The sequence below is a fragment of the Rathayibacter sp. AY1A3 genome (assembly GCF_002930975.1).
In the GTDB taxonomy this organism is placed as follows: Bacteria; Actinomycetota; Actinomycetes; order Actinomycetales; family Microbacteriaceae; genus Rathayibacter.
In genome coordinates, this window is sequence record NZ_PSTO01000034.1 from 1 (window position 1) to 22,508 (window position 22,508).

Below are 22,508 nucleotides of genomic sequence, written 5' to 3' on the forward strand. Positions count from 1 at the left end.
GACCCGGCCCGCACGACGCCCCTGCTCCACGACCTCGACGGAGTGGACGTCGACGTCGACATCACCCCTCCCGCGCAGCCCGGCTCCCTCTCGCTCTCCGTCGCCGCCGACGCCGTCGACCTCGCCGAGTCGGGCTCCACCGCCCTCCAGCGCCGGTTCACGGGCGGGCTCCCCACGGTCACCGTCACCGACTCGCGCGTCGGCGCGCAGAACGACTGGTACGTCCTCGCCTCGGCGAGCGCCCTCACCGGCCCGAGCGCCTCGATCGGAGCCGACCACCTCGGCTGGACCCCGCGCCTGATCACCGGCACGAGCGCCGTCGCGGGCGATCCGGTCGCCTCCTCCCTCGAGGGAGGCGCGGGCCTGCGGGACGCGCTGCTGCTCGGAGCCGCCGGCGGAGCCGGCACCTGGAGCGCCGACGCCGAGCTGCGGCTGCTCGCCGAGCCGGACGTCGAGGCCGGCTCCTACCGCTCGACGATCACGCTGTCGCTGTTCGCCTAGGCGCGGACCAGCGCAACGGCCGGGGACCTCGCCCCGCGGTCACTCCTGAGCGACCGCGACCGCCACGACGAGCGCGGAGTGGACCGCCGGCTCCGAGACGGCGAAGTAGCGGCTCGAGCCCTCGATCCAGGCCTCGGTCGCGCCCTCCCTGGTGCGGAAGCGGACGGGCTCGTCGCTCGACGTCCCGCGCCCGTCGGCCTTCGCGACCGCCTGCGAGCGCAGATCGGCGAGCACCTGCTCCGCCGTCGTCGCCCCGGACGCCACGCGGTCGCGGACGCTGCGGGCGCGCACCGCGTCGATCCCGATGTCGCGTCCGGTCGCCAGCGCCGCGACCACCGCGCCGTCGCAGTGCGCGATGCTGATCCGCATCCGCTCCAGCGCCGGGTGCTCGCCGCGGAGCACCGGGCGGCCGTGCGGTCCGGAGCAGCGCTCGCAGCGCGCGTCCACGGCGACCTCGAGGGGATCGATCCCGAGCGTCTCGGCGGCCAGCTCGCGCACGAGGACCCGGCCGAGGAGGAAGCCGTCCCGGACCTCGCGCCGACTCGTCGCCTCGTAGCGCAGGCGCTCGGCGAGGGTGAGCAGGCGCAGCATCCGGTGGCGGGCGGAGTCGAGGACCTCGGGCCGCGCCCAGCGCAGCTGCACGTCGTCGGTGGCGAGGAGGGGGAGTCCGGTCATGCCCCGGACGCTACGCACGCCAGGCGACATCGGCGTGACGGGAGGGTGGCCGGAGGGAGACGGGCCGCTGTTGACTGGGAGGCGTGCAGACCTTCCTCCCCTACCCCGACTTCCACCGCAGCGTCCGCGCCCTCGACGGCAAGCGGCTCGGCAAGCAGCGCGTCGAGACGCTGCAGGTCATGCGGGCGCTGACCGTTCCGGGGTACGGCTGGCAGAACCACCCCGTCACGCGGATGTGGCGGGGCTACCGGCCGGCGCTGATGACCTACCAGCGCGAGACCTGCGCGGAGTGGACGGAGCGCGGCTTCGCCGACACGTGCCTCGTGAAGACCGAGGAGGCCCTCGCCGCCGCCCCGGAGGATCTCGCCGCCTACCTGACCGGCGACTACCCGCTCCCGCCGTGGTTCGGCGACGAGCGGCTGCACCTCTCGCACCGCTCGAAGCTCGTGGCCAAGGACGAGGACCACTACGGCCCGCTGTTCCCCGGCACGCCGCCGGGGCTCGACTACCTCTGGCCCGTCGGCGCCTGAGCTCAGGCCGCGGGCGGGCGGAGGAACGGGATCGCGATGCGCGGACGGAACACCTCGCGCTGGTTCGCCTTCACCAGTCCGCAGATGATCAGCACGAAGTGCACCAGCCAGAGCACGGCGAACAGCGTGATCGGGATGCCGATCGGGTAGAAGCCCTTCGCGAGCGGGGTGTCGGAGGCGGCGAAGAGCAGCACGACGTGCGCGCCGAGCGTCACGACCCCGATCAGGATCACTGTCAGGCCCCAGTTCGCCGCGTTCCGCGCGTTCTCGGCGGCGAGGCCGCCCTTCCTCCGGGCGGACGGGTACACGGACGCCATGACGATGCCGCCCACGATGAGGCTGAGGAACGGGATCCCGATGAACGCGAGGAAGCCGAGAGCGTACGAGAGGGCGCCCGTGGGCGGTGCGGGGACGGCCTGCGGAGGCGCGACCGGAGCGGCCTCCGGGGTCGTCGCGTCGGCCGGTCGGGGGTCGGAGGAGGGGCTCGCCATGCCGACAGCCTAGGGAACGCCGTCCCCCGGGTGGCGGTCAGGGTCTTTTCAGGCCTCTGGCCGGGCCTTCGTCTTCGGGGGCTCTCGGGTTAGTCTGTCGAGGTTGACCTGCCGCACGGAGCGTGCAGGGCGTCGGCCGCGGTCGTCGCAGCATCCGGGGGGATTCGCGAAGGAGAAGGTTTGGCGTCCGACAGAAGGACCACCGGTGGTGTGGTCAAGGCGATCGTGGGCTTCCTGGGCATGAGCGTCGTGGCCGGAGTCCTCGTGACCGCCACCGTCACCCCGGCCGTGGCGCTCGCCGGAGTCGCCGCGAACCAGTCGATCGGCGTCTTCGACGGCCTGCCCGACTACCTCGAGGTCGACAAGCTCTCCGAGAAGAGCAACATCTACGCGACCGGCTCCGACGGCCCGCAGCTGCTCGCCTCCTTCTACGTCGAGAACCGCGTCGAGGTGCCGCTCGACCGCATAGCCCAGGCCGCCAAGGACGCCGCCGTCTCGGGTGAGGACCCCCGCTTCTACGACCACGGCGGAGTCGACCTCCCCGGCACCCTCCGCGCCGTCGCTCAGACCTACGTGCTCGGCAACGACGTGCAGGGCGGATCCTCGATCACCCAGCAGTACGTGAAGAACGTCCTCGTCGAGAAGGCCGTCCGCAACATCTCGGACGACGCCGAGCGCGCGGCCGCGATCGACGAGGCCACCCGGACCTCCCCCGAGCGGAAGCTCCGCGAGATGAAGCTCGCCATCGGCCTCGAGAAGCAGTACACGAAGGACCAGATCCTCCAGGGCTACCTCAACATCGCGTTCTTCGGAGGCACCACCTACGGCCTCGAGACCGCCGCGAACTACTACTACGCGACCTCGGCCGCTGACCTCTCGATCGCCCAGGCCGCGAGCCTCATCGCGATAGTCAACAACCCGGCCGTCCTGCGGATCGACCAGCCCGACAACCCGGACAACGGCGCCGCGAACGGCTACGCCCGCAACAAGGACCGCCGCGACTACATCATCGGCAAGATGCTCGAGGAGGGGAAGATCTCGCAGGAGGACCACGACGCCGCCGTCGCCACTCCCATCGAGCCCCGCATCACCCAGCCCAGCACCGGCTGCTCGACCGCGGGCAACGCGGGCTTCTTCTGCGACTACGTCACCAACGTCCTGAAGAACAACGAGATCTTCGGCGCCGACGAGGACACCCGCTGGACCAACTTCCGCCGCGGCGGCCTCGACGTCTACACGACGCTCGACGTCGGCCTGCAGGACGCGGCCGTCGCCGCCGTCGACGCGCAGGTCCCGCAGACCTGGAACTTCGACGTCGGAGCCGTCTCCGTCAGCGTCGAGGTCGGATCCGGGCGCGTGCTCGCGATGACGCAGAACAAGAAGTACTCGCAGGATCCGGACGTCCTCACGACCGACCCGTCCTACAGCGCCGTGAACTACAGCACCGATCGGGCCAACGGCGGATCCTCCGGGATCCAGCCGGGCTCGACCTACAAGCTCTTCACCCTGGTGGAGTGGCTGAAGGAGGGCCACAGCATCAACGAGTCGGTCGACGGGACGCGCAAGTCCACCTGGGGCACCTTCACGGACTCCTGCGTCTCGGGCGGCACCGACACGAGCAACGAGACGAGCGCGAAGAACGACGAGGGCGGAACCGGCGAGGTCGGCACCCCGGTGTCCTTCACGAAGACCTCCCTCAACACCGGCTTCGTCGGCATGGCCCGTGAGCTCGACCTGTGCGGCATCCGCGACACCGCGGTCGACATGGGCGTGAAGCAGGGCAGCGGCGAGGAGCTCGAGCACAACCCGTCGTCGGTGCTCGGCACGAACTACGTCTCGCCTCTCTCGATGGCCGGCGCCTTCGCCACCATCGCCTCCGGCGGCACGACCTGCGACCCCGTCGCGATCGATCGCATCACCGACTCCGCCGGAGCCGATCAGCCGGTGCCCCCGGCGAACTGCCGCCAGTCGATCGACCGCAACGTCGCCGCCACCGCGGCCGTCGCGCTGCAGGCGACCTTCACCGGCGGCGGGACGGCCGTGGCCTCCCGCACCGGCGACGGCGTTCCGCTGATCGGCAAGACCGGCACCACCGACGACGCGAAGGCCACCTGGATGACCGGAGCGAGCACCCGCGTCGCGACCGCCGTCGGCGTGTTCAACGTGAAGGGTGACGCGAACCTGCGCCTCGGCCGCTACTCCTTCGACTCCGGATCCGCCGCCACCGCGCGCCACCGCATCTGGCCGGTCGTCATGCGCGCCGCCGACGCGACGTACGGCGGGACGGCGTTCCCGGAGGCCGACGGCTCGCTGCAGGTCGTCCCGAAGGTCGACATCCCGGATGTCGTCGGGCTCTCCTCCGCCGACGCCGAGGCCAAGCTCGAGGCGGCCGGCTTCGGCGTCGTGCAGGGCGGCACGGAGGCGAGCGACGCCGCGGTCGGGACGGTCACCCGCGCCGACCCGTCGGGCTCGGCCCCGCGCGGCACCGCGATCACCGTGTTCACCAGCTCCGGCAACCAGAAGACCGTGCCGAACGTGACGGGCCAGGACCTGGAGGCCGCGAAGAACGCCTTCGGCGCAGCCGGCTTCACGAAGATCACGCTCGCCTGCGCCGAGGACCCGAAGGCGCCCGACGCCGGCCAGGTTACCGGGCAGGAGCCGGCCGGCGGCTCCCCCGTCGCTCCGGACGCCACGCTGAAGGTGACGATCACCGCGAAGAAGTGCCCCTGACCGGCGCCTGACGGCTCGCGAGAACGCGTCCGGCCCGCGAGGATCCTCGGATCCCGCGGGCCGGACGCGTTCCTGTCGGACGACGGCGTCGGAGCCGGGCCTACTGCCCGCGGCCCCGGATCGCGCCGACGATCGCGACGGTCGCGAAGTAGACGATGAGGGCCAGCACGCCGAACGAGGCGAGCGCCCCGCTGGCCTCGGCCCAGGGCCGTCGCTCGTCCGTCATGGTGCCGGGCATGACGATGTCGAGGGCGAACATGCCCACCGCCAGGGCGAAGCAGACGAGGCTCAGCACGAGCAGCGCCCGGACCGCCTTGCCCACGGGGTCGTAGTAGCGCGGGTTCGACATCGTGCCTCCGGTTCTCGTGCTCTCGTGTCTATCCCGCCGGGACCGCTGTGGCAAGCCGTGGGGACGCGAAGACCCCCGCCCCTCCCCCTCTGCGGGCGCCGCTCACGATGACGGACAGTGCCGTCGTCACGAGCGGTGTCTCGCGGGAGGAGGAGGGACGGGGGTCGGAGCGGGACCGGCTACGCGGCCAGCGGGAGGGCGGCGGCCGAGGTCACCAGCAGCTCGCCGCCGACGGCGTCGACGCGGACAGCGCCTCCGTCGGAGACCTCGCCGCTGACGAACAGGTCGGCGATCCGGTCGTCGATGGAGCGCTGGACGAGGCGGCGCAGGGGCCGGGCGCCGTACTGCGGCTCGTAGCCGTTCTCGGCGAGCCAGTCGACGGCCGCCTCCGTCACCTCGAGCGTCACCTCGCGGGGAGCGAGGCGGGAGCGCGTGGTGTCGAGGACGATGCCGACGATCTCCCGCAGCTGCTCGCGGCCGAGGCGGCGGAACAGGACGATCTCGTCGATCCGGTTGAGGAACTCGGGGCGCATCGCCTCGCGGAGACGGCCCATGACGCGATCGCGCAGGTCCTTCTCCGAGGCGAAGCCCTCGGCCGACGCGTCGCTCTGAGCGACGAAGCCGAGCGCACCCGACCGCGAGGCCAGGAACTCCGAGCCGAGGTTCGAGGTCATGATGATCACCGTGTTGCGGAAGTCGACCGTCCGCCCCTGGCCGTCGGTCAGACGCCCGTCGTCGAGCACCTGCAGCAGCAGGTTGAACACGTCGGGGTGCGCCTTCTCGATCTCGTCGAAGAGGACCACCGAGTACGGGTTCCGGCGAACGCGCTCGGTCAGCTGACCGGCCTCGTCGTAGCCGACGTACCCGGGAGGGGCGCCGACCAGCCGCGAGACCGTGTGACGCTCGCCGAACTCGCTCATGTCGAAGCGGATGACCGACTGCTCGTCGGCGAAGAGGGAGCCCGCGAGGGTGCGCGCCAGCTCCGTCTTGCCGACACCGGTCGGGCCGAGGAAGAGGAACGAGCCGACCGGGCGCGAGGAGTCGCCGAGGCCTGTGCGGCTGCGGCGGACGGCCCGGGCGACAGCGGTGACCGCGTCGTCCTGGCCGATGACCCGCTGGTGCAGCTCGGTCTCGAGGTGCGCGAGGCGCTCGCGCTCCCCCTCCGTGAGCCGCGACACCGGGATGCCGGTGGCGCGGGCGATGACGGCCGCGATCTCGGTCTCGCCGACGACCGCCTCCGCGGGGGCGCTGCCGGTGGCCGCGTCGAGATCCGCCTGCACGGCGCTGATCTCGTCGCGGACGCGGGACGCCTCCTCGTAGTGCTCGGCCGAGACGGCCGCGTTCTTGTCGGCCTCCAGGGTCGCCAGACGCTCGAGCAGAGCTCCGGTGTCGACGCCGGCTCCGAGGCGGAGGCGGAGGCGCGCGCCGGCCTGGTCGATCAGGTCGATCGCCTTGTCGGGCAGCACGCGGTCGGTGAGGTACCGGGCCGAGAGCTCGACGGAGGCGCGGAGTGCCTCGTCCGTGAAGCGCACGCGGTGGTGCTCCTCGTAGGCGGGGCGCAGGCCGTGCAGGATGGCGACCGCGTCCTCGATGCCGGGCTCGCCGACGCGGACCGGCTGGAAGCGCCGCTCCAGTGCCGGGTCCTTCTCGATGGTGCGGTACTCCTTGAGCGTGGTGGCGCCGACGAGGTGCAGCTCGCCCCGGGCCAGACGCGGCTTGAGGATGTTGCCCGCGTCCATGCCGCCCTCGCCGCCGCCGCCCGCACCGACCACGGTGTGGACCTCGTCGATGAAGACGATCAGCTCGCCGGAGTGCGCCGCGATCTCGTCCATGGTGCCGGTGAGGCGCTCCTCGAAGTCGCCGCGGTAGCGGGTGCCGGCCAGCATGCCGGGGAGGTCGAGCGAGATCACGCGCTTGCCGCGCAGCTGCTCGGGGACCTCCTCCGCCACGATCGCGCGGGCCAGGCCCTCGACGATCGCGGTCTTGCCGACGCCGGCCTCGCCGACGAGCACCGGGTTGTTCTTGGTGCGGCGGCTGAGGATCTCGACGGTCTGCTCGATCTCGTCGGCGCGCCCGATGACCGGGTCGAGCCGGCCCTCGCGGGCGAGAGCGGTGAGGTCGGTGCCGAACTTGTCGAGCATCGGAGTGTCGGAGGCGGGCTGTCCCGCCTCCTGCTGCTGCGGGGCCTCGGTCTCGCGCATGCCCTGGGTGAGGGCCTCGGCGGTGACGCCGGCGCGGGCGAGGACCTGCCCGGCGGGGGCGTCCTGACCGAGCACGAGCGCGAAGAAGAGGTGCTCGGGCTCGATGTAGGTCGAACCGCTGGAGCGGGCGACCTGGTAGGCGTGGAACAGCGCGCGCTGCGCGCTGGGGGTGATGGTGGCCGCGTTCTGCGAGGCGTGGGCCTCGTCGGCCTGCGGGAGGCGCGCCTCCGCGGCGGTGGCGATGGCGGCGGGGTCGACGCCGATGCGGCGCACGGCCTGCGAGACGGTCTCGTCGTCGATGAGCACGCGGAGCACGTGCAGGGCGTCGAGCTCGGTCTGGCCGCGCTCGAGGGCGAAGCGTCCTGCGGACTGCAGGATGTCGCGGGTACGGGCGGTGAGGAATCGGCTGAGGTCGATCGACCGCGCCGCGCGGGCGCGCTCACCGTCGAGGTAGCGGGCGAGGAAGTCGTCGAACGAGCTCGCTCCGGCCTCGCTGTAGTTGTCGGGCACCTGTCCTCCTGAGGAAGTTGAGTCGGTTACGCTCAAGTTCAACGCAGGGGTGCCGTTCCTATTCCCGCCTCTCTCCCGCGAGATGCCGCTTCGGTCCGCGACGGGCGTACGACCGGCGTCTCGCGGGGACGGGAAGAGGCACGGACTCCGGGGAGTCCGTGCCTCTCTGCGCCGACGCGCATTTCCTCCGGGGTGGGAGCTCTAGGGGACGAGGTAGCCCGCCGCGCGGAACAGCTCGTACCACTCCGGCCGCGTGAGCGGCAGATCGGAGCCGAGGGCCGCATCGCGCACGCGCTGCTCATTGGTCGTGCCGAGCACGACCTGCATGCCCGCCGGGTGGCGGGTGATCCAGGCGGTGGCCACGGCGATCGCCGGGACCCCGTACGTCGCTGCGAGCCGGTCGATGACGGCGTTCAGCTCGGGGTAGGCCGGGTTGTCGAGGAAGACGCCGGTGAAGAACCCCGCCTGGAAGGGCGACCAGGCCTGCACGGTGATGTCGTTCAGGCGGCAGTAGTCGAGGATGCCGGCGTCGCGCATGACGGACTGGTCCTCGCCGACCATGTTGGAGGCGACGCCCTGCGCGATCAGCGGCGCATGGGTGATCGAGAGCTGCAGCTGGTTCGCCACGATCGGCTGGTTCAGCGACTTCTTCAGCAGCTCGATCTGGTACGGCGTCTGGTTCGAGACGCCGAAGTGCTTCACCTTGCCGGACGCGTGCAGCTCGTCGAACGCGCGGGCCACCTCATCGGGCTCGACGAGCGCGTCGGGCCGGTGCAGGAGCAGCACGTCGACGTAGTCGGTGCGCAGCGCCTTCAGCGAGCCCTCGACCGAGGCGATGAGGTGCTCGTACGAGAAGTCGAAGTAGGGGCCGTCCGGGACGATGCCCGCCTTGGTCTGCAGGACGACCTGCTCGCGCTCCGACGGGGTCAGCGCCATCGCCTCGGCGAAGCGCTCCTCGCAGCGGTGCAGCTCGCCGCCGTACACGTCGGCGTGGTCGAAGAAGTCGATGCCGGAGTCGCGGGCGGCGCCGACGAGGCCGCGGATCGCCTCGTCGCTCATCTCGGGGATGCGCATGAGGCCGAGGACGACGTTCGGGGAGTCGACACCGGAGGTGCCGAGGGGGACGTGCTTCACAGGGAGTGCTCCTTCGTTGGATACCTCGTCCACGGTAGGCGCCCCGCCTGGGCGCCGTCCAACAGGAGGTGCTGGTGCGATTCATCCGGTGGAGTGGTGAATCGGCGGAGTGGTCGGCTGGGCGGCGGTGCACCCCGTGCTCGACGGCTTCCCCCGGGTGCTGATGCGCCTGGCCCTCTGAGGCGCGCACGACGGCCGCTCCGGCCCCGCTCCGCGAGACACCGACGTGCCGCGCGAGGCGCCGCCGGGAGGACGGCGCCTCGGCGACAGGGCGGTGCCTCGGCGGGCGCGGCGACCGGGCGCTCGCCCGCCGCCCGGAGACGAGGAACGGCCCCTCACCCGCGAGGGGAGGGGCCGTTCGCCGTGGAGGCCGGGACGTGGTGTCGACGCCTAGAAGTCCCAGTCCTCGTCCTCGGTGTTCACGGCCTTGCCGATCACGTAGGAGGAGCCGGAGCCCGAGAAGAAGTCGTGGTTCTCGTCCGCGTTGGGCGAGAGGGCCGACAGGATCGCGGGGTTCACATCGGTGACCTGCTTGGGGAACATCGGCTCGTAGCCGAGGTTCATCAGCGCCTTGTTCGCGTTGTAGTGCAGGAACTTCTTGACGTCCTCGGTCAGGCCGAGCTGGTCGTAGAGGTCCTGCGTGTACTGCGCCTCGTTGTCGTAGAGCTCGTAGAGCAGCGAGAACGTGTAGTCCTTGATCTCGTCGCGCTTGGCCTGGTCGACCCGCTCGAGTCCCTTCTGGAACTTGTAGCCGATGTAGTAGCCGTGCACGGCCTCGTCGCGGATGATCAGGCGCACGAGGTCGGCCGTGTTGGTGAGCTTGGCGCGCGAGGACCAGTACATCGGCAGGTAGAAGCCCGAGTAGAAGAGGAACGACTCCAGCAGCGTGGAGGCGACCTTCCGCTTCAGCGGGTCGTCGCCGCGGTAGTAGTCCATCACGATGGACGCCTTCTTCTGCAGGTTCGGGTTCTCCATCGACCAGCGGAAGGCCTCGTCGATGTCCTGGGTGTTCGACAGGGTCGAGAACACCGAGGAGTACGACTTGGCGTGGACCGACTCCATGAACGCGATGTTCGTGTAGACGGCCTCCTCGTGAGGCGTGATCGCGTCCGGGATGAGCGAGACGGCGCCGACGGTGCCCTGCACGGTGTCGAGCAGGGTGAGCCCGGTGAACACGCGCATGGTGAGCTGCTGCTCCTGGTGCGTGAGCGTGTTCCACGACTGGATGTCGTTCGACAGCGGGACCTTCTCGGGCAGCCAGAAGTTGCTCGTGAGGCGGTTCCACACCTCGACGTCCTTGTCGTCCTGGATCCGGTTCCAGTTGATCGCCTGGACGGAGTCGACGAGCTTGAGCTTCTCGGGGGGAGTCATGATTCCTTCTCGCTGCTGCGGATGGGTCGTGCGGAGGGGGGTGGGGCTGCGTGCTCTAGAGCATGCACGAGACGCACTGGTCGAGCTCGGTGCCCTCGAGCGCCAGCTGACGGATGCGGATGTAGTAGATCGTCTTGATGCCCTTGCGCCAGGCGTAGATCTGGGCGCGGTTGACGTCGCGGGTGGTCGCCGTGTCCTTGAAGAAGAGCGTGAGCGAGAGGCCCTGGTCGACGTGCTGCGTGGCGGCGGCGTAGGTGTCGATGATCTTCTCGTAGCCGATCTCGTACGCGTCCTGGTAGTACTCCAGGTTGTCGTTCGTCATGAACGGCGCCGGGTAGTAGACGCGGCCGAGCTTGCCCTCCTTGCGGATCTCGATCTTCGACGCGATCGGGTGGATCGAGGACGTCGAGTTGTTGATGTACGAGATCGAGCCGGTCGGCGGGACGGCCTGCAGGTTCTGGTTGTAGATGCCGTGCTCCATGACCGAGGCCTTGAGCGCACGCCAGTCGTCCTGGGTGGGGACCGCGATGCCCGAGTCGGCGAAGAGGCGGGAGACGCGCTCGGTGGCCGGCGCCCACTCCTTCTCCGTGTAGGTGTCGAAGAACTCGCCCGAGGCGTACTTCGAGTCGGCGAAGCCCTCGAAGGTGGTGCCGCGCTCGATGGAGAGGTTGTTGGAGGCGCGCAGGGCGTGGAACAGCACCGAGTAGAAGTAGATGTTGGTGAAGTCGATGCCCTCCTCGGATCCGTAGTGGATCCGCTCGCGGGCGAGGTAGCCGTGCAGGTTCATCTGGCCGAGGCCGATGGCGTGCGACTTGTCGTTGCCGTCCTCGATCGAGCGGACCGAGGTGATGTGCGACTGGTCGGACACCGAGGTGAGGCCGCGGATCGCGGTCTCGATGGTGCGGCCGAAGTCGGGCGAGTCCATCGTCAGCGCGATGTTCAGCGAGCCGAGGTTGCAGGAGATGTCCTTGCCGATCTGCGCGTAGGAGAGGTCCTCGTTGTAGGTCGTCGGAGTGTTGACCTGGAGGATCTCGGAGCAGAGGTTGGACATGTTGATGCGGCCCTTGATCGGGTTCGCCTGGTTCACCGTGTCCTCGAACACGATGTAGGGGTAGCCCGACTCGAACTGGATCTCGGCGATGGTCTGGAAGAACTCGCGCGCCGAGATCTTGGTCTTCTTGATGCGCGGGTCGTCGACCATCTCGCGGTACTTCTCCGAGAGGGAGATGTCGCCGAAGGGGATGCCGTAGACGCGCTCGACGTCGTAGGGCGAGAAGAGGTACATGTCCTCGTTGTTCTTCGCGAGCTCGAACGTGATGTCGGGCACGACGACGCCGAGGGAGAGCGTCTTGATGCGGATCTTCTCGTCGGCGTTCTCGCGCTTGGTGTCGAGGAAGCGGAGGATGTCGGGGTGGTGCGCCGAGAGGTACACCGCTCCCGCGCCCTGGCGCGCGCCGAGCTGGTTGGCGTAGCTGAAGCTGTCCTCGAGGAGCTTCATCACGGGGATGATGCCCGAGGACTGGTTCTCGATCTGCTTGATCGGGGCGCCGGCCTCGCGGATGTTCGAGAGCGAGAGGGCGACGCCGCCGCCGCGCTTGGAGAGCTGGAGCGCGGAGTTGATGCCGCGGGCGATCGACTCCATGTTGTCCTCGATGCGCAGCAGGAAGCAGGAGACGAGCTCGCCGCGCTGTGCCTTGCCTGTGTTGAGGAAGGTCGGGGTCGCGGGCTGGAAGCGGCCGGCGACGATCTCCTCGACGAGGGCGGTCGCGAGCGTCTCGTCGCCCTGGGCGAGGCCGAGGGCGGTCATCACGACGCGGTCCTCGAAGCGCTCGAGGTAGCGCTTCCCGTCGAACGTCTTGAGCGTGTACGAGGTGTAGTACTTGAACGCGCCGAGGAAGGTCGCGAAGCGGAACTTCTTCGAGTACGCCAGGTCGTTGAGCTGCTGGATGAACTCGAACGAGTACTGGTCGAGCACGGCCTGCTCGTAGTACTCCTTCTCGACCAGGTAGTCGAGGCGCTCCTTGAGCGTGTGGAAGAACACCGTGTTCTGGTTGACGTGCTGCAGGAAGAACTCGCGAGCGGCCTCGCGGTCCTTGTCGAACTGGATCTCTCCGTTCGGGCCGTAGAGGTTCAGCATCGCGTTGAGCGAGTGGTAGTCCATCTGTGCGGCGTCGCGGGGAGCGTCGATCACTGCTGCGTCCAAAACGTGTCCAATCCTTCGTCGACGGCGCGGACGTCGTCGGGTGTTCCGAATACTTCGAATCGATAGAGGTGCGGCACCTCGCACTTGCGGGCGATGATGTCGCCGGCGAGGCAGTACGCCTCGCCGAAGTTCGTGTTGCCGGCGCCGATGACGCCGCGGATCAGGGAGCGGTTGCACGGATCGTTGAGGAACCGGATGACCTGCTTGGGGACCGCTCCCCCGCCGTTGCCGCCGCCGTAGGTGGGGAGGACGAGCACGTACGGCTCGTGGACGTGGAGCGTGTCGAGGGCGGCTCCGTCGCGGCGGGCGTGGAGCGGGATGCGCTGCGCCGGCCGTCCGAGCTTCTCGATGAACCGGTGCGTGTTCCCCGAGCTGCTGGAGAAGTACACGAGCCCGCTCATCCTTCGGCCCCTCTCCCCGTCAGCTGCTGTTCTCGGTCCCGCCTCTGAGGCGGCTGCGCGGTGAGCCGCAAGGCGGAGGAGGAAGCCGCAGCGGCGCTACGGCGCCCGCCGACGACGTCGCGGATCGCCGTCCGTGCGCCTCAGAGGGTCGCGATCTTGTCGGGGCGGAAGCCGGACCAGTGGTCGTCGTCCGTGATGACGACCGGCGCCTGGAGGTAGCCGAGGGCCTTGACGGCCTCGAGGGCCTTCTCGTCCACGGAGAGGTCGAACACCTCGTAGTCGATGCCCTTGCTGTCGAGGGCGCGGTACGTCGCGGTGCACTGGACGCAGGAGGGCTTGGTGTAGACCGTCACAGCCATGGGTGTCGCCTTTCGGAGGGGGTGTCCCGGTGCCGCTCCCCGACCGGCGGCTCGCGATGCGGGCGGGGTCGGAGGGTGGTCCGGGTGAGTTCTGGGTGCCGGTGGGGCTCTCGCTCCGACCTGCTCAGCAATACTACATATAGGGGGCGGGCCGGTGTCAGCCCACTAGACGTAGTAGTTACAGCCGTGTAGTTATCCACCGGTTCCTCCCCCGTTCATCCACAGGCCGGAGCCCGTGGAACCGCGGAAGGACGCGGATCCGGACGAACCATCCACAGGTGTGGACAGAAGGATCCCGTTCACTGTGTACAACGCGCCACGGCGTGTCGGCATGCCCGACCGGTGGGGTCCGCGCGGCGGCTCGACCACAAGATGTGGTGGTCGGATCGCATCTCGGGGCATGCCCGGACGGTACGCCCGACCACCGACACCGCGAACGGTCAGAGGAGCTGCGCGGCCCACTCCCGGGCGACGGCGCGCAGGTGCGGGAACGGGTCCGCGAGGGCCGCGGACGAGGAGCCCGCCGCCTCCGTCAGCGACACCGCAGCGGTGAAGCCGGGAGTCGGCCCCGCGATCGCCCCGGCGACGAGGAGCGTCCGCGCCCCGGCCGCCTCGGCGAGCGCGAGGACGTGCACCGGGACCTTGCCGGCGGCGGACTGCGCGTCGAAGCGCCCCTCCCCCGTGATGACGACGTCCGTGCCCGCGAGGAGCGCCGGGAGCCCGATCGCCCGTCCGACGGCGTCGGCGCCGGAGGTCGGGCGCGCGCCCCAGGCGAGCAGCCCGAAGCCCGTCCCGCCCGCCGCCCCGGAGCCCGGCGCATCGGGATCCGCGTCCAGGTGCGCAGCGAGACGGCGGAGGCCGCTCTCGAGGAGGAGGACGTCCTCGGGGCCGGCCCCCTTCTGCGGTCCGAAGACGCGGGCCGCCCCGGAGTCGCCGAGCAGCGGGGTCGCGACGTCGCTGAGCACGACCGCGCCTCCGGGCGGCAGAGGACGCAGCGCGCGGAGGTCGGCGGCGGCGAGCGCGGGCAGCGCACCGCCTCCCTCGCCGAGGTCGCGGCCGGAGGCGGTGGAGAAGCGTGCGCCGAGCTCGCGGAGCGCGCCGACTCCGCCGTCGGTCGAGGCGCTGCCGCCGATCGCCAGCAGAAGGGCGTGCGCCCCCGCGTCGAGGGCGGCGGCGATCGCGCGGCCGAAGCCGCGCGTGTGCGCGGTGAGCGGTCGGAGCGGGTCGAGCAGCGTGATGCCGCTCGTGGAGGCGAGCTCCACGACGGCTGTCCCGTCGGGGAGCAGCAGCCACCAGGCGCGGACCGGCCGGTCGTCCGGGCCGGGCACGACGACCGGCCGCCGCTGCGAACCCGGGACCGCGAGCGCGAAGGCCTCGACCGTGCCCTCTCCCCCGTCGGCCATCGGCGCGAGGACGATCTCGTCCCCCGCGCGCGCAGCGCTCCAGCCCTCGGCGATCGCCCGTGCGACCTCGACCGCGCTCGCCGACCCCTTGAAGGAGTCGGGCGCGACGACGACCCTCAGCCTGCCCACGCGCTCAGTGTGGCACCGCGCCGCCGCTCAGAGCGGGGTCGCGAGCCGGTAGCCGCGCTTGATCACCGTCGCCACGAGCCGCGGTTCGGGGAGGGCCTGACGGAGGCGGCTGACAGCGACGTCGACCGCGTGGTCGTCGAGAACCTCCGGCGCGGAGGCCGCGAGGACGTGACGCGCGACGGTCGCGCCCTCGGCGGCGACGAGAGTCCGGAACAGCGCGAGCGCGACCGGGGTCAGCGCCACCCGGGTCCCGGCCAGGACGGCGTGCCGGCCTCGGAGCTCGAGAGTGCCGAAGGCCGTCTCGATGCGGGGCGACGCCTGCTCGAGGTGCTCGCAGGTCAGGCGGATGAGCGCGCCCATCCGGAACCGGTCCGGCACGACCGGGAGGATCCCTGCCTCGACCAGGGGTGCTGCGGTCACGGGGCCGACGGCGGCGGCGACCACCGTCTCGCGGAAGGCCGCCTGCAGGTCGTCGAGGCGGCCCGCGGCCTCCGCGACCGTGAAGAGCGCCTCCACCGCCGGCGCGCTGGTGAAGGTGACGGCGTCGATGCCCCCTCCGCAGACCGCGTCGATCAGCCGCAGCACCCGGGCGGAGTCCTCGTGCACGCTCCAGCGGTAGGGCGCGGCCGTGAGCACCCGGGCGCCGGCGTCGCGGAGACGCTGCAGCTGAGCCGGGTCGGTGAATCCGTGCAGCTGCACCGCGATCGTGCGGCCGGCGACGCCCTCGCGCAGAGCCAGGTCGACCAGGGAGGTGGTCGTCTCGCGCTCGCTCATCCCGTGGTCGTCGAGACCCGCCGCACGGATCGCTCCGCGCGCCTTGGGTCCTCGGACGAGGATCCGCGCGGAGGACAGCGCGTCGGCCAGCTCGATCCCCGCGGCGTCCGCGGCCTCGAGCCAGCGCCGCAGGCCGTAGGAGGTGGTGGCGAGGAGCACGTCGGGACGGGCGGCGACGATGGCGCGGGTCTCCTCCTCGAGCGCGCCCTCGGTGTCGACGCCGCGCATGCGGATGGTGGGGGCATGCGTGACGGCGGCACCGCGGCGCTCGAACGCGGCGATCAGGTCCTCGGAGCGGCGGTCGGAGGTGACCCCGATGCGGAAGCCGTCCAGCTGGTCGGGTCGGAACCCCACGGCGGCGTCGGGATCGGTGCCGGTCATGCTCGGCCCCCTCGGGGTCTCACGCGGTCAGTGCATCGACCGCTCGGGCGATGCTCTCGGGGTCCCCCGCATCATGGCACGCGGCCTGCCGGACCACCTCGCCGATGACGATCACGGCGGGCGAGCGCGGTGCCAGCTCGGCGAGCAGGCCGAGCACTCCGCCGACCGACGAGACCGTCGTGCGCTGGTCGCGCGACCAGCCCCGCTCGACGATCGCGAGGGGCGTGTCGGCGCGCATCCCCGCGCGCTGCAGCCCGGCGACGAGGTGCGGGAGGGTGTTCACGCCCATCAGCACCACGATCGTCCCGCCCAGCCCGGCCAGATGGCCGAGCTCCTGCTCGCTGAACGGCGCATGGCCCGAGACCACGGTGAAGGCCCTGCTGACCTCGCGGTGGGTGACCGGGATCCCGGCGGCGGCGGGCACCGAGATCGCGCTGGTCACTCCGGGGACGACCGTGGAGCCGACGCCGGCCAGCCGGCACGCGCGCACCTCCTCCGACCCGCGGCCGAACACGAACGGATCGCCGCCCTTCAGGCGCACGACGTCCAGACCCGCGAGGGCCCGCTCGATCATCAGCCGCTCGATCTCGTGCTGCGGCACCGCATGATGACCCGGCGTCTTGCCGACGTCGATCAGCTCGGCGCCGGGCGCCCACTCGGCCAGGCCCTCGTGCGGACCGAGCCGGTCGTAGAGCACCACGTCCGCGTCGCGGAGGGCGCGGCGGGCGGCGAGGGTCATCAGATCCGGATCGCCGGGGCCGCCGCCGACGATGCTGACGTGCCCGACCGGCCGGGTCGGCGCGGGGGCCTCGTCGACGATCCAGGGGCAGAGCTCGGCCGCCACCGCTCGGAGCGGTGCCGGCCCCTCCACCCACACGATCAGGGCCGTTGGCGCCGGGGTGAGCGCGTCCTCCGCCTCGCGCCGCTCGACGAGTGCGCCGGCGGCTCGGTAGCGGGCGAGCACGCGGCGGGTCCCGGGGGCGGTGCCGATCACGAGCACGCGGCGTCCGGCGAGGTCGAGGGAGAGCTGCATCACGAGTCCGATCCGATCCCGGCAGGACCGACGGGGATCCTCGGCCCCGCGACCAGCACGGGTCCGTCCGGTCTCTCGTCCCGGCCGGCGGGCCGGACCTGCCCGCGCTCGCGCACGGTCGCGACGCGCGGATCCGCGGTGTCCGGGGCGTTCACGAAGGAGCGGAAGCGGCGGAGCCGGTCGGGATCGGCGAGGGTCGCCGCCCACTCGTCGACGTAGGTGTCGACGTGCGTGGCCATGGCGGCCTCCAGCTCAGCGGCGATGCCGAGCGAGTCCTCGCAGACCACCTCGCGCACGTGCTCGAGTCCGCCGGGGAGCTCCTCCTGCCAGCGTGCGGTCCGCTGGAGCCGCTCGGCCGTCCGCACGTAGTACATGACGTAGCGGTCGATGTAGCGCACCAGGGTCTCGTCGTCGAGGTCCTGCGCGAGCAGCTGGGCGTGCGCCGGCTGGTAGCCGCCGTTGCCGCCGACGTAGAGGTTCCAGCCGAGGTCGCTCGCGATGACGCCGATGTCCTTCCCCCGCGCCTCGGCGCACTCGCGGGCGCAGCCGCTGACCCCGAGCTTGAACTTGTGCGGCGAGCGGAGACCCCGGTACCGCTCCTCGAGGAAGACCGCCATCCCGACCGCGTCCTGGACTCCGAAGCGGCACCAGGTCGATCCGACGCACGACTTGACCGTGCGCAGCGACTTGCCGTACGCCTGACCCGACTCGAAGCCGGCGTCGACGAGGAGGCGCCAGATCTCGGGCAGCTGCTCGAGGCGGGCGCCGAACATGTCGATCCGCTGCCCGCCGGTGATCTTCGTGTAGAGGCCGTACTGCTCGGCGACCTCGGCGATCACCTTGAGCTTCGCCGGCGTGATCTCGCCCCCGGGGATCCGCGGGACGACGGAGTAGGTGCCGTCCTTCTGCATGTTGGCCAGGGCGCGGTCGTTGGTGTCCTGCAGCGGCGCCTGGCCGCCGTCGAGGATGTAGGCGTTCGTCTGGGTGGCGAGGACGGAGGCGATCACCGGCTTGCACACGTCGCAGCCCAGCCCGGAGCCGAAGCGCTCCATCACCTGCTCGGCCGAGTGCAGCCCGAGGATGCGGACCGACTCGAACAGCTCGCTGCGGCTGAGCGCCACGTGCTCGCAGAGGGCGCGGGAGACCTCGACGCCCGCACGGATCAGCTCCGTGTCGAGCAGCTTCTTCACCAGGGGCACGCACGATCCGCACTGGGTGCCCGCGCGGGTGCAGGCCTTGAGCGGCCCCAGCTCGGTGCACCCCTCGCCGATCGCGTGGCGGACCTCGCCGACCGAGACGTTGTTGCACGAGCAGACCTGGGCGTCGTCCGGAAGGTCGCCCGAGGGCGCCTCCGCCCCCGCCGCCGCGAGGTAGGCGCCGGGCTCGGCCGGCAGCTCGCGCCCCAGCAGCGGGCGGAGGGAGGAGTAGGGGCCCGCGTCGCCGACGAACATCCCGCCGAGCAGCGTGCGCGCATCGTCCGAGACGACGACCTTCTGGTAGAGACCGCGGGCCGGATCGGCGTAGACGACCTCGAGCGCTCCCTCCGTGGTGCCGAGGGCGTCGCCGAAGCTGGCGACCTCCACGCCCGAGAGCTTGAGCTTGGTGGCGTCGTCGACCCCCGGGAAGGTCGCGTCGCCGCCGAGGATCCGGTCGGCGACCACCTCCGCCATCGCGTTGGCGGGTGCGACGAGCCCGACCGTACGGCCGGCGATCGCGGCGACCTCGCCGATGGCCCAGACTCCCGCCCTGCTGGTGCGGCAGGCCTCGTCGACGACCACGCCTCCGCGCGGTGCGACCTCGATCCCGACCGCTCGGGCGAGCTCGTCGCGCGCCGTGATCCCGATGGAGAAGACCACGAGATCGGCGCTGATGCTGCTGCCGTCGGTCAGCGCGACGCCGAGCACCGTCCCCGTCGGCGAGGTGAGGATCCCGGTGGGCCGGTTGCCGAGGTGCAGCGCGATCCCCTGCGCCGAGATGATGCGGCCGAGGGCCTGCCCGGCGCCCTCGTCGAGCTGCGCGCTCATCAGCCAGCGGCCGGAGTGGACGAGGGCGGTGCGCGCACCGAGACGGTGCGCGCCTCCCGCCGCCTCGAGGCCGAGCAGACCGCCGCCGACCACGACCACGATCGCGGGGCGGCCGCGCCGAGCGCGGAACGCGGCGAGCTCGGCGACGAGCCCGTCCACGTCCTCGAGCGTGCGGTAGACGCGGCCGTGCTCGGCGCCCTCGATCGGCGGGACCGTGGCGGAGGAGCCCGTCGCCAGGACGATCTCGTCGCCCTCGAGGGAGCGGCCGTCCGCGAGCTCGACGCGCAGGCGGTCGGGATCGATCGCGACGACACGGGAGGAGGTGATCAGCCGCGCCGACTCCCACAGAGCGCCGTCGCCCAGAGTCAGGTCGTGCTCGCCGTCGAGGCGCTTCGAGAGTGCGACGCGGTCGTAGGGACGGTGCACCTCCTCGCCGAGGACGGTGATCTCCAGCGCCTGGTCGCCGGCCCGGGCGACGAGCGCGTCGACCAGGCGGTGCGCGGCGGGTCCCGCTCCGACGACGAGCACGCGTCGGGGCCGGGCGGCGGGGTTCGCTCCAGGAGTCATGACGTCCACCGTAGGGACGGCCCGTTTCCCCGCCGTTGCCCCGGTGTAACAGCGTGTGACGCGCGCCTCTCGGCGAGCGCCGCAGGCCGTGAGGGCTTCGTTACGCCCGTGACACCGGAGGCGCGCTCGCACGAAACGCGCGATCCCTACCGTTGCCTCATCGCGTCCGACCGGATGCGGTGGCCCACCCGCAGGAAGAAGGCGCAGCGATGACCCTCCTCGATCGGCTCGCCCCCGCGACCGCCACCACCTGGGTGCCGGTCTGCGCCGTCGGCGACCTCGAGCCGCTCTGGGGCGAGGCCGCCCTGGTCGGCGGTGTGCAGCTCGCCCTGTTCCTCCTGCCCGACGGGCGGGTGCGGGCCGTCTCGAACCTCGACCCCGCGACCGGCGCGGCCGTGCTCTCGCGCGGCATCGTCGGCTCGCGTCTGGTCGACGGGGTGCAGCGGCCCACGATCGCCTCCCCCCTGCACAAGGACGTCTTCGACCTCGAGACCGGCGCCTGCTTCACACGAGCGGAGCTGCACCTCGCCACCTGGCAGGTGCGCGAGAGCGACGGCACGATCGAGGTCGCCCAGCGGACCGCTCTGGTCGCCGCGTCCCACGGGACCTCCGACGACGACGGGAGGCGTGCCGTCGCCGCGCTGGTCGAGGCGGTCCGCCGGGCCAACCCGGCGCTGGACGTGCTCGACTCCTTCGTCGACGTGCAGCAGCCCGACGTCCCCGCGACCCTGGGCTCTCTCGAGCCGGGTCGGCCGGCGGTGGTCGTGCCGCTGCTGCTCTCGGCCGGCTACCACGTGCACGTCGACCTCGCCGAGGCCGCGGCGGAGGCGGAGCGGCCGGTGCGGGTCTCGGGCGCGCTCGGACCCGATCCCCGCCTGGCGCGCGTGCTCGCCCGCCGGCTCCACGAGGCAGGGCTCGACGACGGCGACCGCGTCGTGCTCGCCGCTGCCGGCTCGAGCGACGCCGGTGCCGTCGCGGACTGCTGGACCACCGGCCGCCTCCTCGCCGCCGAGCTCGGCCGCGAGGTGAGCACCTCGTTCATCTCGGCCGCCGAGCCGCGGATCGCGGAGGCGGTCGCCGCCGAGCGCGCCGCCCACCCCGGCGCGCGCGTCGTGGTCGCCACCTACCTGCTCGCGCCCGGCTACTTCGCCGGCCTGGCCGCCTCCGCGGGGGCCGACCTCGCCTCCGCTCCCCTCCTCACCGCCGTCGATCCGCCCGCCCGCGAGCTGGTCGACATCGTCTCGGAGCTGTTCGGGCGCAACGCCTGACGCCTCCTCCCCGCACCACCACCGCTCCACCTCCCCGTCCCGAGCGCGCCCTCGCGCGCGCCGCCCACCCTCCGGAGGACCACGATGACTGCTGCACCCCCGACCACCGTCCCCACGACCGCCGCCACTTCCACCGGCATCATCCGACGGCCGGGCCGCTGGATCGACGGCTGGAACCCCGAGGACCCCGCCCAGTGGGAGGCGGAGGGACGCTCCGTCGCCGCCCGCAACCTGAGGTGGTCGATCTTCGCCGAGTTCCTCGGCTTCGTCGTCTGGCAGCTCTGGTCGGTCGTCGTCGTCTCGCTGCCGGCGGCCGGATTCGCCTTCGACACCGGGCAGATCTTCTGGCTCATCTCGATGCCGAGCCTCGTCGGCGCCACCCTCCGGATCCCGTACACGTTCATGGTCCCCCGCTTCGGCGGCCGCAACTGGACGATCGTGTCGGCGGGCCTCCTGCTGATCCCGAGCGTAGGACTCGGCATCGCGGTCTCGAATCCGGAGACCCCGTTCGGCGTCATGCTCCTGGTGGCCGCGCTCGCCGGCTTCGGCGGCGGCAACTTCGCCAGCTCGATGGCGAACATCACCTTCTTCTACCCGCACGCGCAGAAGGGCTGGGCTCTGGGGCTCAACGCCGCGGGCGGCAACCTGGGCGCCTCCGTCGCGCAGCTCGTCGTGCCGATCGCGATCACCGTCGGCGCCGCGGCCACGCTGAACCTGCCGATCGCCGGCTTCCTCTGGGTCCCCCTGATCGTCGTGGCGATGATCGGCGCCGCCAAGCGCATGGACAACCTCTCGACCGCGAAGTCCGACGTCGCCGCCTCCCTCGCCGCGCTCCGCGAGCCGCACCTCTGGCTGCTGGCCGTGCTCTACATCGGCACCTTCGGGTCCTTCATCGGATTCGCCGGCGTGTTCCCGAAGCTCATCGCCGACACCTTCCCCGAGTTCTCCGGCTTCGCCGTCGGCTCGGCGACGGTCGGCCTCGCGTTCCTCGGCTCCCTGGTGGGCTCGCTGTCCCGCCCCTCCGGCGGCCGTCTGGCCGACCGCTTCGGCGGAGCGCCTGTCACGGTCCTCGCCTTCGTCGCCATGGGCGCCGGGATCCTCGGCGTGATCGCGACACTGCCGCTCGGCAGCTTCTGGCTCTTCCTCGCCTGCTTCCTCGTGCTCTTCTCGGCGGCCGGTATCGGCAACGGCGCGACCTACCGCATGATCCCCACGGTGTTCGCCCTCCGCGCCCGCCAGCGCGGCGACGACGGCATCGGCGCCCAGCGCACGTCCGCCGCGGCGCTCGGCCTGATCTCGGCGATCGGCGCCTACGGCGGCTTCGTGATCCCCCAGCTGCTCGGCTTCTCCAAGACCGAGTTCGGCGACTACACCACGGCGCTGGGCTGGTTCGTCGGCGCCTATGCGGTGATGCTCGCGATCACGGCCGGCGTCTACCTCCGCCTCGCCGCGAAGACGGGGACCCGGATCTGAC

18 protein-coding genes are annotated in these 22,508 nt (G+C 71.6%); 5 read left to right on the plus strand and 13 right to left on the minus strand.

The window, feature by feature from the left end; genetic code table 11:
• The coding region (locus C5C10_RS17925; protein WP_104329537.1) for a hypothetical protein at nucleotides 1-501 on the plus strand (501 nt) is incomplete at its 5' end.
• A gap of 39 nt (nucleotides 502-540) precedes the next feature.
• On the opposite strand, the gene C5C10_RS14000 is transcribed toward C5C10_RS17925, so the two are convergent.
• Complete coding sequence (locus C5C10_RS14000; RefSeq protein WP_104329538.1) at nucleotides 541-1,176, minus strand: 4'-phosphopantetheinyl transferase superfamily protein; 636 nt, start codon at nucleotides 1,174-1,176, stop codon at nucleotides 541-543.
• A gap of 83 nt (nucleotides 1,177-1,259) precedes the next feature.
• Between C5C10_RS14000 and C5C10_RS14005 the strand changes: the two genes are divergently transcribed.
• Nucleotides 1,260-1,706, plus strand: a complete 447-nt coding sequence (locus C5C10_RS14005) for an MSMEG_6728 family protein (protein WP_104224363.1) — start codon at nucleotides 1,260-1,262, stop codon at nucleotides 1,704-1,706.
• A gap of 2 nt (nucleotides 1,707-1,708) precedes the next feature.
• On the opposite strand, the gene C5C10_RS14010 is transcribed toward C5C10_RS14005, so the two are convergent.
• The gene (locus C5C10_RS14010; RefSeq protein ID WP_104250929.1) at nucleotides 1,709-2,197 is read right to left on the minus strand and encodes a DUF4870 domain-containing protein; all 489 of its coding nucleotides are present in this window, start codon (nucleotides 2,195-2,197) and stop codon (nucleotides 1,709-1,711) included.
• A 180-nt stretch (nucleotides 2,198-2,377) separates the two neighbouring features.
• Between C5C10_RS14010 and C5C10_RS14015 the strand changes: the two genes are divergently transcribed.
• Nucleotides 2,378-4,927, plus strand: coding sequence for a transglycosylase domain-containing protein (locus C5C10_RS14015; RefSeq protein WP_258060600.1), 2,550 nt, complete (start codon nucleotides 2,378-2,380; stop codon nucleotides 4,925-4,927).
• A gap of 100 nt (nucleotides 4,928-5,027) precedes the next feature.
• On the opposite strand, the gene C5C10_RS14020 is transcribed toward C5C10_RS14015, so the two are convergent.
• The 11 genes from C5C10_RS14020 to nirB all read right to left on the minus strand — a co-directional run bounded on the left by C5C10_RS14020 (nucleotide 5,028) and on the right by nirB (nucleotide 19,766).
• Nucleotides 5,028-5,276 (minus strand): hypothetical protein, encoded by a 249-nt coding sequence (locus C5C10_RS14020; RefSeq protein ID WP_104224361.1) that lies wholly within the window; start codon nucleotides 5,274-5,276, stop codon nucleotides 5,028-5,030.
• Between the two features lie 179 nt (nucleotides 5,277-5,455).
• Nucleotides 5,456-7,987 carry an ATP-dependent Clp protease ATP-binding subunit gene (locus C5C10_RS14025; protein WP_104329539.1) on the minus strand — a complete coding sequence of 844 codons (2,532 nt, stop codon included), beginning with the start codon at nucleotides 7,985-7,987 and terminating at the stop codon, nucleotides 5,456-5,458.
• A 201-nt stretch (nucleotides 7,988-8,188) separates the two neighbouring features.
• Entirely contained in the window at nucleotides 8,189-9,121 is a 933-nt protein-coding gene (locus tag C5C10_RS14030; RefSeq protein ID WP_258059515.1) for an aldo/keto reductase family oxidoreductase, read from the minus strand.
• 390 nt (nucleotides 9,122-9,511) lie between these two features.
• Nucleotides 9,512-10,492, minus strand: a complete 981-nt coding sequence (gene nrdF, locus C5C10_RS14035) for a class 1b ribonucleoside-diphosphate reductase subunit beta (RefSeq protein WP_104224358.1) — start codon at nucleotides 10,490-10,492, stop codon at nucleotides 9,512-9,514.
• A gap of 55 nt (nucleotides 10,493-10,547) precedes the next feature.
• A complete protein-coding gene (gene nrdE / locus C5C10_RS14040; protein WP_104234484.1) occupies nucleotides 10,548-12,653 on the minus strand; it encodes a class 1b ribonucleoside-diphosphate reductase subunit alpha in 2,106 nt (701 codons plus the stop codon).
• 26 nt (nucleotides 12,654-12,679) lie between these two features.
• The gene (gene nrdI / locus C5C10_RS14045) at nucleotides 12,680-13,096 is read right to left on the minus strand and encodes a class Ib ribonucleoside-diphosphate reductase assembly flavoprotein NrdI (protein WP_104224357.1); all 417 of its coding nucleotides are present in this window, start codon (nucleotides 13,094-13,096) and stop codon (nucleotides 12,680-12,682) included.
• 140 nt (nucleotides 13,097-13,236) lie between these two features.
• Nucleotides 13,237-13,455: a glutaredoxin-like protein NrdH gene (gene nrdH / locus C5C10_RS14050; RefSeq protein WP_068255139.1), complete on the minus strand. Its 219-nt coding sequence runs from the start codon at nucleotides 13,453-13,455 to the stop codon at nucleotides 13,237-13,239.
• A gap of 440 nt (nucleotides 13,456-13,895) precedes the next feature.
• Complete coding sequence (locus tag C5C10_RS14055) at nucleotides 13,896-14,978, minus strand: glycerate kinase (RefSeq protein WP_219813268.1); 1,083 nt, start codon at nucleotides 14,976-14,978, stop codon at nucleotides 13,896-13,898.
• Between the two features lie 36 nt (nucleotides 14,979-15,014).
• Nucleotides 15,015-16,142, minus strand: coding sequence for a uroporphyrinogen-III synthase (locus C5C10_RS14060; protein ID WP_104224355.1), 1,128 nt, complete (start codon nucleotides 16,140-16,142; stop codon nucleotides 15,015-15,017).
• 19 nt (nucleotides 16,143-16,161) lie between these two features.
• The gene (gene cobA, locus C5C10_RS14065) at nucleotides 16,162-17,175 is read right to left on the minus strand and encodes a uroporphyrinogen-III C-methyltransferase (RefSeq protein ID WP_104329548.1); all 1,014 of its coding nucleotides are present in this window, start codon (nucleotides 17,173-17,175) and stop codon (nucleotides 16,162-16,164) included.
• Nucleotides 17,175-19,766, minus strand: coding sequence for a nitrite reductase large subunit NirB (nirB, locus tag C5C10_RS14070; RefSeq protein ID WP_104329549.1), 2,592 nt, complete (start codon nucleotides 19,764-19,766; stop codon nucleotides 17,175-17,177). The genes cobA and nirB overlap by 1 nt, the downstream gene beginning before the upstream one ends.
• A gap of 209 nt (nucleotides 19,767-19,975) precedes the next feature.
• Between nirB and nirD the strand changes: the two genes are divergently transcribed.
• Both nirD and C5C10_RS14080 read left to right on the plus strand, forming a co-directional pair.
• Nucleotides 19,976-21,034 (plus strand): nitrite reductase small subunit NirD, encoded by a 1,059-nt coding sequence (gene nirD, locus C5C10_RS18380; RefSeq protein ID WP_104224353.1) that lies wholly within the window; start codon nucleotides 19,976-19,978, stop codon nucleotides 21,032-21,034.
• 84 nt (nucleotides 21,035-21,118) lie between these two features.
• Complete coding sequence (locus tag C5C10_RS14080; RefSeq protein ID WP_104224352.1) at nucleotides 21,119-22,507, plus strand: MFS transporter; 1,389 nt, start codon at nucleotides 21,119-21,121, stop codon at nucleotides 22,505-22,507.
• The last annotated feature ends 1 nt before the right edge of the window (nucleotide 22,508 follow it).

What these genes read in the sequence shown, in the direction of transcription:
- C5C10_RS14000 (WP_104329538.1), bottom strand. Translation starts at nt 1,176, where the DNA reads ATGACCGGACTCCCCCTCCTCGCCACCGACGACGTGCAGCTGCGCTGG.
- C5C10_RS14010 (WP_104250929.1), bottom strand. Translation starts at nt 2,197, where the DNA reads ATGGCGAGCCCCTCCTCCGACCCCCGACCGGCCGACGCGACGACCCCG.
- C5C10_RS14020 (WP_104224361.1), bottom strand. Translation starts at nt 5,276, where the DNA reads ATGTCGAACCCGCGCTACTACGACCCCGTGGGCAAGGCGGTCCGGGCG.
- nrdF (WP_104224358.1), bottom strand. Translation starts at nt 10,492, where the DNA reads ATGACTCCCCCCGAGAAGCTCAAGCTCGTCGACTCCGTCCAGGCGATC.
- nrdE (WP_104234484.1), bottom strand. Translation starts at nt 12,653, where the DNA reads ATGGACTACCACTCGCTCAACGCGATGCTGAACCTCTACGGCCCGAAC.
- nrdI (WP_104224357.1), bottom strand. Translation starts at nt 13,096, where the DNA reads ATGAGCGGGCTCGTGTACTTCTCCAGCAGCTCGGGGAACACGCACCGG.
- nrdH (WP_068255139.1), bottom strand. Translation starts at nt 13,455, where the DNA reads ATGGCTGTGACGGTCTACACCAAGCCCTCCTGCGTCCAGTGCACCGCG.
- C5C10_RS14060 (WP_104224355.1), bottom strand. Translation starts at nt 16,142, where the DNA reads ATGACCGGCACCGATCCCGACGCCGCCGTGGGGTTCCGACCCGACCAG.
- cobA (WP_104329548.1), bottom strand. Translation starts at nt 17,175, where the DNA reads ATGCAGCTCTCCCTCGACCTCGCCGGACGCCGCGTGCTCGTGATCGGC.
- nirB (WP_104329549.1), bottom strand. Translation starts at nt 19,766, where the DNA reads ATGACTCCTGGAGCGAACCCCGCCGCCCGGCCCCGACGCGTGCTCGTC.
- nirD (WP_104224353.1), top strand. Translation starts at nt 19,976, where the DNA reads ATGACCCTCCTCGATCGGCTCGCCCCCGCGACCGCCACCACCTGGGTG.
- C5C10_RS14080 (WP_104224352.1), top strand. Translation starts at nt 21,119, where the DNA reads ATGACTGCTGCACCCCCGACCACCGTCCCCACGACCGCCGCCACTTCC.